This is a genomic window from Nocardia carnea (assembly GCF_029869215.1).
Classification (GTDB): Bacteria; Actinomycetota; Actinomycetes; order Mycobacteriales; family Mycobacteriaceae; genus Nocardia; species Nocardia carnea_B.
The window spans coordinates 18,059-32,448 of record NZ_JARWPM010000041.1 but is presented as its reverse complement, the minus strand read 5'-3'; the positions used below and the strand labels follow the sequence as shown (position 1 = coordinate 32,448).

Here is a 14,390-nt window from a genome sequence, read left to right as displayed (position 1 = left end):
CCCCCCCCCCCCCCCCCGCCCGCCGCTTTGGCCGCCCCCCCCCCCCCCCCCCGGGGGCCCCCCCCCGCGGCCCCCCCCCCCCCCCCCCCCCACCCCCCCCCCCCCCCCCCCCCGCGCCGGGCCGCCCACCCCCCCCTCCCGGCCCCCCGCCGCGGGGCGGCGCGGCCCCCCCCCCGGGCCGTTGCGCCACGACCGGGCCGGCCGCTGGTGCATCCCACTCCACGGATGGATCTTCCCGTTTCACCGGTGCACGGCCCGCCCGAGCGCGCGACCCCGCCGCTGGACGCCGAACTGCGTCGCCGCACCGAGGCGACGGCGAAAGGTAATGCGCTGACCGTGAAGGTGCGCGGGTTCAAATGCGCGCGCGCTCATCCCAGCGACCCCCGTTCGGCGTTCTGCAGCGTATGCGGGATGCCGGTGGACCAAACCCAGCCCCTCATCGAAGTGATGCGACCGCCGCTGGGCATCCTGGTGCTCGACGACGGCTCGACCTACCTGCTGGAAACCGATTCCGTCCTCGGCCGGGACCCGGAGAAATCCGAACCGGCGCGACGCGGGCTCACTCCACTGCAGGTCACCGACAACTCCGGCGGTATGTCCCGCGCGCACGCCGAACTGCTGCTGGTCGACTGGGATGTGACCCTGGTGGACCGGGGATCCACCAACGGCACCCGTACCCGCGCCGCCGGCTACCGCGAATGGGTGCGCATCCCCCCGCGCCGGCCGGTGATCCTGATCCCGGGCACGGAAATCCTGATCGGCAACCGTATGCTCCGCTTCGAATCCGCCGCCCCACCACCCTTCGGCAGCTGAACCTCCGGCGGCGTGCGTGCGGCCCGAAGCCAGGGCGTATTCATTCGTATCGGGCGGCGCAGGTTTGTTCGCCGCCCAGGACACCGGCGCGGAAGGCGTCGACCCGGGAGAAGCCGCTGGGTACCGTTTTGCCCTCCACGTCGCTGGCGGCCAGGCCGTCGGTCAGCAGGCCGGAGACCGCTTCGTCGAGATCGCCCGCGGCGAGGGTGATATCGCCTTCGGCGCGGCCGGTCTCGGCCAGTTTGCCGGTGGCGACCCCGGAGAGGCAGGCCGCCCGCAACCCGGTTTTCGCGCCGACCAGCTCCTGGTCGCGGCTGCGCTGCACCGAGAGGGTGTAGCGGGAGATGAAGACGACGTAGCCGTTGTAGTCGCCGCTGACCTTCACCGGCAGCGGGACATCGGAATCGTCGGTCGCGGTACCGCGCTGCGACAGTCCGTCGACATTGGTGGCGATCGTATTGTTCGCCGGGCAGTAGGTCACCGGTTCGGTGGCGACGCCGTCGCTGCAGTCGATTTCGGCGCCGTCGTAGCTGTAGGTCGGTTCGTCGGGGATCGGCAGGATCACCGACAGGGCTTTGCTCAACTCGACCAGGCTCTGCTCGGTGATCTCGAACTCCCCGGACGCACCGTCGAAACTCTGCGGGAGGTCGCCGCGGCGCTGTTCGATCTCGTCCATATCGATGCCTTTACAACCCTTCGCGCCGTCGGTGAAACCGATCTGCACGGCGGTGACCCGCTCGAAGGCCGAGCCGTGCACGCTTTCCGGGTCGTCGGGATCGGAGTCGCGGATCGCGACCGTGGCGGCGAGGACGGAATTCAGGCCGTCGGAGGTGTTGATGGTGAAGTACTCCGATTCCCCCTCGGCCACCCAGCGCATATAGGCACCGGCGAAACAATCGGCCTGCTGTTCCTTGACGATCACCGGATCGTCGCGTTCGACGAGATCGGCATTGTTCTGGATGGCGTGCCCGTATTCGTGGGCGATCACCATCACCACCGCCATCTTGCCGAAGGTGTCGGCCATCGTGGGCAGCAACAGCGCCCGGTCCCAGCCGATCGAGTTGTCCAACCGGCAGTAGGCGGCGTTGACCATGCGGTAGGTCGATTCGGTGCAGAACTCCGCCGATTTGCTGCGCGAATCGCGCGCGCTCCAGGAGATCAGCTTCTGCACCGGTTCGAATTCGCCCTCGAACTCGGCGTCGTAGTGCTCTTCCCAGTACGCCTGGACATCGGTGACCGCGTTCAGCGCCAGGGTGTCGATCTCGCCGCCGTCACCGTTCTCGGCGCTCAGTTCGGTAGGCGGGACATTCTCCCGGGGCCCGCTGGGGCCGCTGGTGGTCGGCAGGCCGGCGACCTGGAAGGGGTTGTCGTAGATGGAGACCGCCCGGCCGTCCACCGCCCGGGTACACCCGGTGACCAGCAGCAGTGCGCACAGCGCCGCCACGGCGAGCGCGGCGCCGCGGAGTTTCGGCATGGATCGTCCCCCATTTCGGCCGGTTCGGGTGCTGGTATATCCCGCTGGAGCTGAGGAGTTCGCCCCCCAGCGGGGGCATCTCCGATGCCCGGGTAATGGAATAGTATCCGCTGCATGTCTGCACCGGGGGTGCGCACTATCACGGTGCGCCATGATGGAACCGAACGTGTCTTCGATTCGAATCAGCAGATCACTCTGGGCCGCGCGCCCGAGGTGACGCTGTTCGTCGACAGTCCGCTGGTCTCGCGCGTTCACGCGATACTGGCCTGGCAGTCGGGAGCCTGGGTGCTCACCGACAACGGCAGCACCAACGGAGTGTTCGTCGACGCCCGCCGCCTCAACGGGCCGGTGCCGATCGACCGCCCCACCCAGGTCCGCCTCGGTGACGCGATCAGCGGCCCGCTGCTGTGGCTGGTTCCGTCGGGTGTTCCCCAGCAGCAGGCGCAGCGCCCGGCCGCGGCGCCGCAGTTCCCCTCCGGCCAGCAGCAGTTTCCCTCGGGTCAGCAGCCGTATCCGTCGGGTCAGCAGCAGTTTCCCGGTGGGCAGCAGCCCTATCCTCCGGGCCCGCAACCTTTCCCGCCCGGTCCCCAGCGCCAGCCGCCGCCGAACCGGCCCCAATCGGGGCCGCAGCCGCAGGTGCCGCCGCACGGCCGCCCGCCGGCCGATCCGCACGGCCAGCGCCCGCCCCAGCAGCGGCCGCACAGCGGCGGGCAACCGGCGCAGCCGCATCCGGGTCCGGTCCCGCCGCAGCCCGCCAATGTGAACATGACCGCCAAGGCCAGCGTGGCGGCCGTCCCGCCGGTGCGCCATCGCGCCAGCGAGGGCCCGGTCGCACGGGCCGACCGGATCCCGGCGGGCGGCCTGGCCATCGGCCGGACCTCGGACAACCAGATCGTCGTCAACGATCCGCTGGCGTCACGTAAACACGCCCGCCTGGTCGCGGGCGCCGAGGGCCTGACGATCGAGGATCTCGGGTCGGCCAACGGAACATTCGTCAACGGCGTCCGGCAGCAGCGCACGGTGCTGCGCGAACGCGACATCATCACCATCGGCAATATCGACTTCGAGGTCTCCCAGGGCACCCTGGTCCATCGCCAGCGGCCGGTCGCCGAACAGGGTTTGTCCGTGCACGGTGTCGGGTTCACCGTCGAGGGCAACAAGCAGTTGCTGGTCGATGTGAACATGCAGGCCGGCCGCGGCACCCTCACCGCGCTGATCGGGCCGTCGGGCGCGGGGAAGTCCACGCTGTCCCGGTTGATCGCGGGTAGCACCCAGCCGTCGGGCGGCCGGGTGATCTTCGAGGGCCGCGATCTGCACGGTGAATACGAGGCGCTGCGTTCCCGTATCGGCATGGTTCCGCAGGACGATGTGCTGCACCGGCAGCTCACCGTGCGCCAGGCCCTCGGTTTCGCGGCCGAACTGCGACTGCCGCCGGACTCCTCCAAGGCCGACCGCCGGCAGGTGATCGACGGGGTGCTGCGCGAACTCTCGCTCACCGAACACGCCGACACCCGGGTGGACCGGCTCTCCGGTGGGCAGCGCAAACGCGCCTCGGTGGCGCTGGAACTGCTCACCGGCCCCTCCCTGCTGATCCTGGACGAGCCCACCTCGGGCTTGGACCCGGCGCTGGACCGGCAGGTCATGATGATGCTGCGCGAACTGGCCGACGCCGGCCGCGTGGTCATCGTGGTCACCCACTCGGTGGCCTGCCTGGACATGTGCGATCAGGTGGTGCTGCTCGCCCCCGGCGGGAAAACCGCCTACGCCGGAAACCCGGCGGGTGTCGAATCCGCGCTCGGGACCAGCGATTGGGCCAAGATCTTCGCCGATGTCGCCGCCAACCCGGATGCGGCCTTCGCGCACTTCCGGTCCCGGCAGGCCGCGCTCCCGCCCCCGCCGCCGCCCGCGGCCCGGCAGGGCGGCGGCGGTTCGCCGCCGCAATCGGGTTCCTGGAAACAGTTCTCCACCCTGGCCCGGCGACAACTGCGGCTGATCCTGGCCGATCGCGGCTACATGGCGTTCCTGGTGCTGCTGCCGTTCGTGCTCGGCGGCCTGTCGCTGCTGGTGCCGGGGAGTAACGGCTTCGGCCGGCCACCACTGGTCCAGCAGGACGACGGCACCTTCGTGCCCAAGGGTGATTCCGAACCGCAGATGCTGCTGGTGGTGCTGATCCTGGGTGCCTGCTTCATGGGGATGACGCTCACCGTGCGCGACCTGGTGGGGGAACGCACGATCTACGTCCGCGAGCGCGCGGTCGGATTGCGGTCCGGGGCGTATCTGTCGGCCAAGATCATGGTGTTCGGGCTGGCCGCGCTGGTGCAGTCGGCGGTGCTGGTGGGTTTCGTGCTGCTCGGTAAGAAACGGCCGCAGGAGGGGTCGGTGCTGGCGTCCGGCGGTGCCGAGCTGTACATCGATATCGCGGTCACCGCGGTGTCGTGTGTGGTGCTCGGGCTGCTGCTGTCGAGCCTGGCCCGATCCAGTGAACAGGTGATGCCGCTGCTGGCGGTCGCGATCATGGGCCTGCTGGTGATGGCCGGCGGGATGATCCCGGTCACCGACCGGGTGGTATTGGAGCAGGTCACCTGGCTGTTCCCGTCGCGCTGGGGATACGCCGCGGCGGCGTCCACCGTGGATATTCGGGAACTGTTCATCCAGGCGCAACCCGATGGGTTCTGGGAACATACGCGCGGCGCCTGGTTCCTGGATATCGGCATGGTCGTAGCCCTCACAGTGGTGATCGCGTTGCTCACCTGGAGCCGCTTGCGACTCAAGAAGTCCGCGAGATGAGACCGCCGGCCGGCCCCGGCGTGCACCTCCGCCGCCGGTGGGCAGGGGCGGCGAGCGCGCCGACCGGACAGCAGGCACACTGATGCCTGTGATGGTGCGAGTTGGTGCGGTACACCTCGGGTGGGACGTGGTGTCCGTGGCCGCGGGCGGATCCGGCGTGCCCATCCGCCCGGTACAGGTCGAGGGAAGCTACAACCCACCCGCCTATCTGCTGGCCGACGCGTCGGGGAAGCTCTACACCGCCGGAGCCGACCGGCAACGGCCCGACCTGGGGATGGCCATCCCCGACGTCCGCGAGATCCTCGGGCACCCGCAGATCGTGATCGCCGGCGCCACCTGGCCGGCCGAACTGGTCTTCCGGGCCCGCCTCTACAACCCGCTGGCGGCGGTCGGCACCTACCTGCGCGGTAAACCCGATGTGATCGCCCTGCCGTACCCGGACGATTGGCCGGAGCCGAAGATCGACGCCTACGCCCGGCTGGTCGAACAACTCGACGTCGAGGTGGAGCCGATCCCGGAATCCATCGCGCTGTCCGGTTATGTGCGGGCGCTCGGGCTGGTGCGGGCGCCCGACCACACCCTGCCCGGCGGGATCGGCGCGACCGCGGTCCATTTCGACGGCCAGGTGGTCGACGGCCGGGCGAACGTGCTGGTCGTCGCGGTGCACGGTGATGAGGAGCGGCCCACGGAATCGGTGTACGTGCCGATCGACCCGGAATCCACCCGTAACCCGCGCATCGCCGACGACACTGTGATCGAGGTGATGGCCGCGGCCCGCGCGATCGGCGCGGACAACTCCACGGTGCTGCTGGCCGGGCAGGTGGTCTTCAACGAGACACTGCGGTTCGCTTTCCGCAACCACCTCGGACAGCGGCTCAAGAAGGCCGAACACCCCATGCACGCCCTCGTGCTCGGCGCCACACATCTGCTGGTGACCGAGAACGAGGACGACGAGGAGGAAGACCCGGCGCCGTATCCGCAGCCCGCGCCGGGCTCGTACGGGTCGGGTGCGCACTACGCGGTGCCGGGCCGGCCGGGCGAGGCCGGCGGGCCGCCGATGCGGAATCCGGCGGCCGGTCCGCACCCGCCCGCCGGAAGTCCGGCCTCCCACCCGCCCGCCGGTCCGAACCAGCCCGGTCCCTACGCGGCGCATCCCGGCTCGGACCCGGCGAGCTCCGGTCCGGCCTGGCCCGGCTCGGTCCCAGTCGGCTCCGGTCCGGCGCGGCCGGGCCCGGACCTCTCGAGTTCCGGGCACTTCCGGCCCGGCGAAACCGGCCCGTCCGCACCCGGCATGCACGCGCCGGGATTCGATCCCCGCGAAAGCGGTCCTACTCCAGGGGGAGGATCCGCAGGCGGCCCCCAGCCCGGAACGCAACAGTTCTACGGTGCGCGGCCACCGGTGGATGCGCCGCATCCCGGCGCGGGTGACGATGCGACCGTGCAGGTCGACCGGTCCGAGTTACCACCCCCGATATCGGGCGCAGCCGGTCGCTTCACCCGCGCACCCGACCCCGAAACCGGCAATCAACCGGCGGCGGCCCCCGTACGGCCCGGACCCGGACAACCTCCCGACCTGCCTGGCAGCGAGTCCCGGACTGGTGGCGGGCCGGGGTCCGGCCGTGCGCCGGAGGGTGAACCGAGCCAGGGCAAGCTCTGGAACAAGGTGAAGGACAACCTGTTCGGTGCCCACGCGGTGCTCGGGGTGGCGAGCCTGCTGGCCCTCTCGGGCTGGGCTACCGAGGGGGTGGGGACCGCGCAGGCGCTGCCCAGGCCGGTCGGTGTCACGGCGGTGACGCCCGCTGCCGCCGGCGCGGCGGTACCACACGATGCCGTCGGCGCGGTGGTGTCGTCGGACGGTGCTGATCCTGTGTCGGTGCCGCGCGGTGTCTCCGGCTGTGTGCCGATGCCGCGGTTGCTGGTCGAACCGCCCGCCGAAGCCGGACCGGCGGCCGGCCGGCAGGGGCTTCCGCTGTATGCCCGTGCTCCCGAGGCCGGCGAGCCGGAATCGTCCGAACACGACGGATCCGAATGCGGCGAGCCCGGTATCGACACCCTGCGCTACCTGGTCCCCGGCCGGCCGGGCATCACCGACCCCGGTCCGCCGTTCGACATCTGACCCGGTAGCGGCCGGTTTTCGCGGGTCGATACCCGGCTGGTATCGTGGTCCGCTGGTGTGCGGAACACCGAGTCCCGGGTCTCAACCGGCCGCCGGGAACCACTCAGCCGCATACCTGGCCGGCAGCACCGACGACAGACAGGGAAGCACTGTGCCTACGTACAGCCCGAAGGCGGGTGACGTGACCCGGCAGTGGTACGTCATCGACGCCACTGACGTAGTGCTCGGCCGTCTTGCCGTTCAGGCAGCGAATCTGCTGCGTGGCAAGCACAAGCCGACCTACGCTCCGCATGTCGATGGTGGCGATTTCGTCATCATCATCAACGCCGACAAGGTTGCCGTCAGCGGCAACAAGCGCGACGGCAAGCGCATCTACCACCACTCCGGGCATCCCGGCGGCCTCAAGTCCCGCACTGTCGGTGAGGTGCTGGATACCCGCCCCGACCGCCTGGTGGAGAAGGCCGTGAAGGGCATGATCCCCAAGAACAAGCTCGGCAACGCCATCGCCGGCAAGCTGAAGGTGTACGCGGGACCGAACCACCCGCACGCCGCCCAGCAGCCCGTTCCGTTCGAGATCAAGCAGGTGGCCCAGTGACCGCTCCCGAGGAATACACCGAATACGACGAAGCGGTCGTCGAGGACGCCGCCGCCGAGGTGCTGGACGAGGGTGTCGTCTACGACGACGATACCGAATTCGTCGAGTTCGCGGCCCCGCTGGACCGTCCCGTCCAGACCGTCGGCCGCCGTAAAGAGGCCGTGGTCCGGGTGCGTCTGGTGCCGGGTACCGGCAACTTCGTGCTGAACGGCCGCTCGATCGAGGACTACTTCCCGAACAAGGTGCACCAGCAGCTGGTGAAGTCCCCGCTGGTCACCGTCGAGCGCCTGGAATCGTTCGATGTGTTCGCGCGTCTGCACGGCGGCGGCCCCTCCGGGCAGGCGGGTGCGCTGCGCCTGGCCATCGCCCGCGCGCTGACCGTGGCCAACGCCGACGACCGTCCCGCGCTCAAGCGTGCCGGGTTCCTCACCCGTGACCCGCGTGCCACCGAGCGCAAGAAGTACGGCCTCAAGAAGGCCCGTAAAGCGCCGCAGTACTCGAAGCGCTGATATCACCGCTGCCGGTCGTCCGCTCACGATATGTGGGCGGACAGGCCGGTGCCGGTTCCGAGAGCAGGCAGCCAGCCGGAGTCTGGCCGCCTGCTCTCGTGCTATATCTACCGCGGTGCTCGTCGGCCGGCCGTCTCGATGGCGTTTCCGGCAGGGGTCGTCGCGCGCTGTGGACTCACTGACGAGGGGCAAGGTATGGGACGTTTGTTCGGCACCGACGGAGTACGCGGGCTGGCCAATGATTCGCTGAGCCCGGAACTGGCGCTGCGCATCGCGGGGGCAGCGGCATATGTTCTGGGAACCGAGGTCCGGTCGGGCCGCCGCAAGGTCGCGGTGGTGGGCCGGGATCCGCGCGCCAGCGGCGAGATGCTGGAAGCCGCCGTCACCGCGGGCCTCACCGCGGCCGGGATGGACGTGTTACCGGTGGGGGTGCTCCCGACACCGGCCGTCGCCTACCTCACCGCGCTCTACGACGCCAGCCTCGGCGTGATGATCTCCGCTTCGCACAATCCCATGCCGGACAACGGGATCAAGATCTTCGCCGCGGGCGGCCACAAACTCGACGACGCCGTCGAGGACCGGATCGAGGCGAAAGCGGCGGCCGGCGATTTCGCCCGGCCGACCGGTGCCGATATCGGGCGGGTGCTCGCGGCGCCGGGGTCGCGGCATCCGGGCTTCGATCTGCCCGAGTTCAGTCTCGAAGGCACCCATGAGCGCTATATCGAGCATCTTGTCGAGGTAACCGGCCGGGACCTGAACGGTCTGACCGTCGTCGTGGACTGCGCCCACGGCGCCGCATCGGAAGTCGGTCCCGCCGCCTACCGGGAAGCCGGCGCGCGGGTCGTCGCGATCAATGCCGAACCCGACGGGCTCAATATCAACGACGGTGTGGGCTCGACCCATATCGAACAGGTGCAGCGTGCGGTCCGCGAACACGGCGCCGACCTGGGCCTGGCCCACGACGGCGACGCCGACCGCTGCTTGGCGGTGGATGCTGCCGGCAACGTCGTCGACGGCGACGCGATCATGGCGATCCTCGCCCTCGGCATGCACGAAGCCGGCACCCTCACCGACAACACCCTCGTCGCCACCGTGATGAGCAACCTGGGCCTGCATATCGCGATGCGCGAGGCCGGGATCACCGTGCGCACCACCGGCGTCGGTGACCGCTATGTGCTGGAAGAACTCCGCGCCGGCGGATTCAGCCTCGGTGGTGAACAGTCCGGTCACGTCGTATTCCCGCGTTTCGGCACCACGGGCGACGGAATCCTGACCGGCCTGCAACTGATGGCCCGGATGGCCGCGACCGGAAAACCACTGGCGGAGCTGGCGAGTGTCGTGCAGAAAGTGCCGCAGGTGCTGGTGAACGTGCCGGTCACCGATAAGGCCGCGGTCACGGCCGATCCCGGGATCCGGGAAGCGGTCCGCGCCGCGGAGGGGCAACTGGGTGATACCGGCCGAATCCTGCTGCGTCCCAGCGGAACCGAACAACTGGTCCGGGTGATGGTGGAAGCCACCGATCACGACCGGGCGGAGCAGCTGGCCGGTGATCTCGCGAAACTGGTCGCGGCGGTATAGCTCAGCGCAGCGTCCAGAGGAAGCCGCTGAACAACACCAGAAATCCACCGATCTCGCCCACCACGAGCGCGATCATGGTGAGCCTGAGCTGAATGCCGATATCGCCGCGAAACTGGTTGACAGTATCGCGGCGGTATCCGTGCCATGCATAGGTCGCGATCGCCCCGACGAAGAATGCGAGAACGATCGCGGCGGCCGCCAGGTCCACCGGTGCCGGCCACCCGCTCAGTTCGGTGAATACGGCCAGCAGCAGCCCCGCGAAGGCGTACATCAACGCGGCGCGGTGCGCTATATCGACATAGACGTGCGCCGCGCCGTCCGGCGAGGTACGGATGCCGTGGTATTTCCAGGCGCCGAGTACCAACGCCGCCAGGAAGATGAGACCGGTGATCACCAGCGTGAACAGGGTATCCGGGCCGAGCTGCGCCGATAACGTGTCCGGCGCGGCGGCGACTCGGCCGATGGTGTTCTGCATCCCACTCCTGATCCGTGCGTGAACTGTTGCCGTGCAAAGTTCCACCCATCCTCCACGCGCGGATGATCGGGCACCGCGGCGCACCCGCCGGGCTCTGTGTTCGGCCGGGCGAGCTTCGGGATATCTCGACGTGGGAAAGCATGTCTTTGCCGATGTGTTCCGGTCGTCGACCCGAGATTCGTGCTCGGCCGCTACGGGCGAGGCATTTTCGGGTGCTGTGCTCATCGCCGGGTGGTGACAGGGAAGCGAGGCCCGTCCGAACAACCGTTTCGGGGTTCGACCCTGAGCCGGGCCGTCCGGATCTCAGGGTGTGGATCGGTATCGCTACCGATGCACACCCGTCCCGCGGCGCGGACAGTGGAGTCGTAGTCCCCGTTATCGAAAGGACCGGCCATGACCGCCCCCACACGCCGCTTCACCCGCTCCACCACCGATAAGTGGATCGGCGGAGTCTGCGGCGGTATCGCCCAATACTTCGGCTGGAGCCCCGGAATCGTCCGTCTGCTCTTCGTCCTCTCCTGCCTCATCCCCGGCCCCCAGTTCGTCATCTACCTGGTGCTGTGGCTGATGATGCCGAAACACTGACGGCGCACCGGTAACGTCCGGCTCCCCAGGGAGCCGCCCCCGAGCCCCGTTCCCGCATGGGAGCGGGGCTGCGCTGTTTCCAGGGCTGTCCTGTCTCGACCACGGAGGCGGTGTACCGGATCGTGCTCGAGTTTCCGCGCCGGCAGTGGTTGCGCCGTACGGAATAGGGCAGTTCCGTGCCGCAGCGTTCGTGGGTGTGTTCGGGGATCCGGGGGCTGCGCCCGGCCGCGGGGGATGGAAAGATGGGCGAAAACCTGTACTACTGCCGATATATGGAACTCAGGAGGACCGATGCCCCTATGGCGTCGGACGGACAAGGGGACCGTGGGGGAGTAAGTACGTATCGAACGTCCGTGGGCTGGGAGGGAACCGGAACCCGGGCGGGCGCGTCGAATCAGTAGCAGCAGAGCGCCGCAGGGCCGATCGGGGACCTCCCGGGAGGGGGCGGGCAGGACGGAGGGGAGACCCATGAGTACGGGTGATCAGCCGGTCGGCATGGACGCCGACGCGCTGGCGGTGACCGGCCATAATTTCCGAAGCAGTGCCGGAGCTATCAAGGAACACGCACAGAAGGTTGTCGAGAGCATCGTCGATAAGGCCCACGTAGGCGCCGGCCATGCCGACGAGGGGGGAAAGATCGCGAGTGGCCTCCGGGAAGTGGAGGCATGGCTGAACGAATGGTCCGAGGCTACGAGGCGCACAGGTGATGCGATCGGCCAGGATGTCGTCACAATTTCCGAGGTTGATGTCCAGAACTCGAATGAGACCCAAAAGGCGGCGAGCTGATATATGGCGGGGGAAAACGGTTTCGAAGTTCCGACCGTGGCCTGGAGCGTCAAACAGATTCTGGATCACGGATCGCAAGCCCTGAGGTTTTTCGAGCACTTCGCGAGCCGCTACAAGCGGTGGGTCGGTGAGTCGGCGACGATCAAGAGTTACGGCGAGCTGCACGGGTTGTACTACGCCCAGAACGGACTGGACGAGGAGCGTTTCAGGACTCTGGCGGGGGTGCTGTCCGGCGTCCTGGTTACGACCAGGGCTCAACACGGCACGTTGAACACCGAAGCCCAGAAGCTGCCGTCCATATGGTCTGGAGAAAGCGCTGCGAATGCCGCGTACATGATCGGGAAACAGCTGGAATTGGCCGGTAGCGATATCGAGGCAGTACAAAAAATTCACGACCAGGTGGCAAAACTACCGGAAGCACTCCGGAAAACTATCCTACCCAAAGCAGAAATGCTCGATGAAATACTCGAAGTTTCGAACCGGGTTTCCTTCGATGGAAGATCGCCGGAAGATGTGGACAGCATCATTAGCGGCGCCCGGGGGATTGGGTGGAGCACGAGTGCTGATGGTGATCTTCTGGGCAAACTTCAGAATATATTCACGGATTTACCATTCCTTGAGCGTAACTCTCTTCTGAGTATGCCGCTCGGTCTTGATGGAGGAAATAATGATTGGCTTGAAAACCACTGTCGGAACTGGTTGACCAAGTTTACGGCAGCCTACGAGCTAAAGGAAAAGCACTTTGTCGACACCTGCACGGATGTAAATAACGGAGTGCGGGATGAGTACAACACTCTCATCGGTCTGTTCGCAAACTTGAAGGACGAGGCGTATCCCTGCCCGCCAGCGCAGCAGACACCGGGTACGCCGCAGACGCCAGCGGGGGCCCCGTCCGGCACGCCATCCGGGACTCCTTCGGGAACTCCGTCCGGCACACCTTCGGGGACACCGTCCGGCACACCTTCGGGGACACCGACCGGTACCAATCCCAGTACCCCCGGAAGTCCCACCACGCCCAGTGGCGACAACCCGCTGTCGGCCTTGACGGAGTTGGGTACCCAGCTCGCCTCCTCGGGCCTCGGCAGCCAGCTGGCGTCAGGGCTGAACCAGTTGGTGACATCGGCGGGCGAGCAGATTACGAGCACCCTGGAACAGTTACGGGAGCAGGCGGAGCAGGCCGTGGACCTCGACGGCGACGGGAAGCCGGACGAGGACGCTAACGGCGACGGAATACCGGACGACCCGGCCGAAACCGATGAAGAAGGCCAGGAAAAGGGTATCGAGCTGAATGGCAAGGAATACAAGCTCGAAATGGGACCCGACGGCCAACTGAGACTGGTGGTGAGCGGTGCGGACGGCGAACCGGAGAAATACAAGATAGAGATCGGCGCGGATGGCAAGCCTACGCTGGTCCCCGAAGCGCCACCCGGTGAGCCCGGGCCCGATACCGAAAACCCTGCCGGCGCAGGTACACCGCCAGGTACTCCTGGCGTCCCCAAGGGGACGAACGGGGAAGACGGTGAACACCAGCCGCAGGACTATCCTGCTCCAGTCGAGGAGGAAGATCCGCCGCCCGCTGACGATCCGCTGATCGAAGACGACGAGGAGAGCGCCTCCGCACCGCCTTCGCCGCCACCTCCTCCGGTGGATACCGGTGCTCAATTGGCCGAGGCCGGCCCGCTGTGACCCGGCCGGGCCCGGTCGCCCCAACCGTCATCGTGACCTAACACCGCTCGAGGAGGATCGGAACCATGGTTTTTCGGGACGTCGACGAGATCGCCGAAGAAGTTTATCGACGAAGTTCGGACCGGCTCAGTGAGCTGCGCGCGGCAAACCAGCGGACGGCTGCGGAAATCCGGGCGCTGACCGAGCAGACTGCCGATAATATGCGACAGCTCGCCGAGCAGGCCGAGAAAGAAACGCAAAAGGCGGCACGCAACCCCGAAGAGCAGATCACGGTGTTCGGGGCCGAGCGTTCGGCACCGGTGGAATCGAATCGGCCGGTTGCCGGTGACGTGTACGACCAACGGGAAGCGATCGCTCGTTCGGCCGCGGCTCGTCGATTGGGAACCGTCGTCACCCCGATCGACGACGACGGTGACGACGAGGCCGAGTACTACCGGCGCAAGAGCTGGCTTGTCTGAAGCGCCACCACGTGGTGCGAGGGTTGGGTTGCCAAACCCTGCGCGGCGGTGGGAATTCGATCGGTCCGTCGGCAGCGATAACGTCCGCGGCACTTCCCTGCGAGTAGGACATCGGTCGCCCGGACATCCTGATATTCGGATTCGAGGCAGCGGAGAATCACGAAATGGGGGGTGACGAAATCCGACTTGCCCTGGGGCTTCAGGAAAATATTCGTCTCCATGCCCACTTGCCAGCGGTGTACGGTGCGGCGGGCCATATCGTCGCGGGCGTTTCGGCGTAGCGCGGACCAGAAGGTGCCGGTGTATTGCTGATGCTCGAACGGCTCCCGGCGCGCCCGGACCACGCGACCTTCCCAGAGCTCGATGTGGGCGGCGAGCTCTTCGGGAAGGCGCTCGAGGTCCTCCCAGGCGAGATATTCGGGCAGGTCGGGTCGTTCGACCTCCGGTGGGGGCATGCCGGTCACCGTACTCGAGCAGGTCGACTCGCGAGGTGCGATCGGCTGCGAGGAGTAGGTGCCGGCCGGTGTC

At 67.8% G+C, this 14,390-nt stretch carries 13 protein-coding genes; 10 read left to right on the top strand and 3 right to left on the bottom strand.

The window, feature by feature from the left end; genetic code table 11:
* Window positions 1-225: 225 nt before the first annotated feature.
* A complete protein-coding gene (locus tag QH276_RS01730; protein ID WP_280402610.1) occupies window positions 226-813 on the top strand; it encodes an FHA domain-containing protein in 588 nt (195 codons plus the stop codon).
* A gap of 40 nt (window positions 814-853) precedes the next feature.
* On the opposite strand, the gene QH276_RS01725 is transcribed toward QH276_RS01730, so the two are convergent.
* Window positions 854-2,287: a metallopeptidase gene (locus QH276_RS01725; protein ID WP_280402609.1), complete on the bottom strand. Its 1,434-nt coding sequence runs from the start codon at window positions 2,285-2,287 to the stop codon at window positions 854-856.
* A 114-nt stretch (window positions 2,288-2,401) separates the two neighbouring features.
* Here QH276_RS01725 and QH276_RS01720 point away from each other — a divergent pair, with 114 nt between their 5' ends.
* The 5 genes from QH276_RS01720 (at window position 2,402) to glmM (ending at window position 9,872) form a co-directional block, all read left to right on the top strand.
* Window positions 2,402-5,074: an FHA domain-containing protein gene (locus QH276_RS01720; RefSeq protein WP_280402608.1), complete on the top strand. Its 2,673-nt coding sequence runs from the start codon at window positions 2,402-2,404 to the stop codon at window positions 5,072-5,074.
* Window positions 5,075-5,162: 88 nt separating this feature from the next.
* Window positions 5,163-7,190: a hypothetical protein gene (locus QH276_RS01715; protein WP_280402607.1), complete on the top strand. Its 2,028-nt coding sequence runs from the start codon at window positions 5,163-5,165 to the stop codon at window positions 7,188-7,190.
* Window positions 7,191-7,341: 151 nt separating this feature from the next.
* Entirely contained in the window at window positions 7,342-7,785 is a 444-nt protein-coding gene (gene rplM, locus QH276_RS01710; RefSeq protein ID WP_280402606.1) for a 50S ribosomal protein L13, read from the top strand.
* Window positions 7,782-8,294 carry a 30S ribosomal protein S9 gene (rpsI, locus tag QH276_RS01705; protein WP_280421602.1) on the top strand — a complete coding sequence of 171 codons (513 nt, stop codon included), beginning with the start codon at window positions 7,782-7,784 and terminating at the stop codon, window positions 8,292-8,294. Before rplM ends, rpsI begins: the two co-directional genes overlap by 4 nt.
* A gap of 195 nt (window positions 8,295-8,489) precedes the next feature.
* The gene (gene glmM, locus QH276_RS01700; RefSeq protein ID WP_280402605.1) at window positions 8,490-9,872 is read left to right on the top strand and encodes a phosphoglucosamine mutase; all 1,383 of its coding nucleotides are present in this window, start codon (window positions 8,490-8,492) and stop codon (window positions 9,870-9,872) included.
* 1 nt (window position 9,873) lies between these two features.
* On the opposite strand, the gene QH276_RS01695 is transcribed toward glmM, so the two are convergent.
* On the bottom strand, window positions 9,874-10,347 hold the full coding sequence (locus QH276_RS01695; RefSeq protein WP_280402604.1) for a hypothetical protein: 474 nt from the start codon (window positions 10,345-10,347) through the stop codon (window positions 9,874-9,876).
* Window positions 10,348-10,740: 393 nt separating this feature from the next.
* Here QH276_RS01695 and QH276_RS01690 point away from each other — a divergent pair, with 393 nt between their 5' ends.
* From QH276_RS01690 to QH276_RS01675, 4 genes are all read left to right on the top strand, one after another.
* The gene (locus QH276_RS01690) at window positions 10,741-10,932 is read left to right on the top strand and encodes a PspC domain-containing protein (RefSeq protein ID WP_280402603.1); all 192 of its coding nucleotides are present in this window, start codon (window positions 10,741-10,743) and stop codon (window positions 10,930-10,932) included.
* A 468-nt stretch (window positions 10,933-11,400) separates the two neighbouring features.
* The gene (locus QH276_RS01685) at window positions 11,401-11,718 is read left to right on the top strand and encodes a hypothetical protein (RefSeq protein WP_280402602.1); all 318 of its coding nucleotides are present in this window, start codon (window positions 11,401-11,403) and stop codon (window positions 11,716-11,718) included.
* A 36-nt stretch (window positions 11,719-11,754) separates the two neighbouring features.
* The gene (locus tag QH276_RS01680) at window positions 11,755-13,404 is read left to right on the top strand and encodes a hypothetical protein (RefSeq protein ID WP_280402601.1); all 1,650 of its coding nucleotides are present in this window, start codon (window positions 11,755-11,757) and stop codon (window positions 13,402-13,404) included.
* 65 nt (window positions 13,405-13,469) lie between these two features.
* Window positions 13,470-13,862, top strand: coding sequence for a hypothetical protein (locus tag QH276_RS01675; protein WP_280402600.1), 393 nt, complete (start codon window positions 13,470-13,472; stop codon window positions 13,860-13,862).
* On the opposite strand, the gene QH276_RS01670 is transcribed toward QH276_RS01675, so the two are convergent.
* Window positions 13,835-14,326, bottom strand: a complete 492-nt coding sequence (locus QH276_RS01670) for a hypothetical protein (RefSeq protein WP_280406570.1) — start codon at window positions 14,324-14,326, stop codon at window positions 13,835-13,837. The genes QH276_RS01675 and QH276_RS01670 overlap by 28 nt on opposite strands.
* Window positions 14,327-14,390: the final 64 nt, after the last annotated feature.

Coding starts and splice junctions, on each gene's coding strand:
- QH276_RS01730 (WP_280402610.1), top strand. CDS start 226: ATGGATCTTCCCGTTTCACCGGTGCACGGCCCGCCCGAGCGCGCGACC.
- QH276_RS01725 (WP_280402609.1), bottom strand. CDS start 2,287: ATGCCGAAACTCCGCGGCGCCGCGCTCGCCGTGGCGGCGCTGTGCGCA.
- QH276_RS01720 (WP_280402608.1), top strand. CDS start 2,402: ATGTCTGCACCGGGGGTGCGCACTATCACGGTGCGCCATGATGGAACC.
- glmM (WP_280402605.1), top strand. CDS start 8,490: ATGGGACGTTTGTTCGGCACCGACGGAGTACGCGGGCTGGCCAATGAT.
- QH276_RS01695 (WP_280402604.1), bottom strand. CDS start 10,347: ATGCAGAACACCATCGGCCGAGTCGCCGCCGCGCCGGACACGTTATCG.
- QH276_RS01690 (WP_280402603.1), top strand. CDS start 10,741: ATGACCGCCCCCACACGCCGCTTCACCCGCTCCACCACCGATAAGTGG.
- QH276_RS01685 (WP_280402602.1), top strand. CDS start 11,401: ATGAGTACGGGTGATCAGCCGGTCGGCATGGACGCCGACGCGCTGGCG.
- QH276_RS01675 (WP_280402600.1), top strand. CDS start 13,470: ATGGTTTTTCGGGACGTCGACGAGATCGCCGAAGAAGTTTATCGACGA.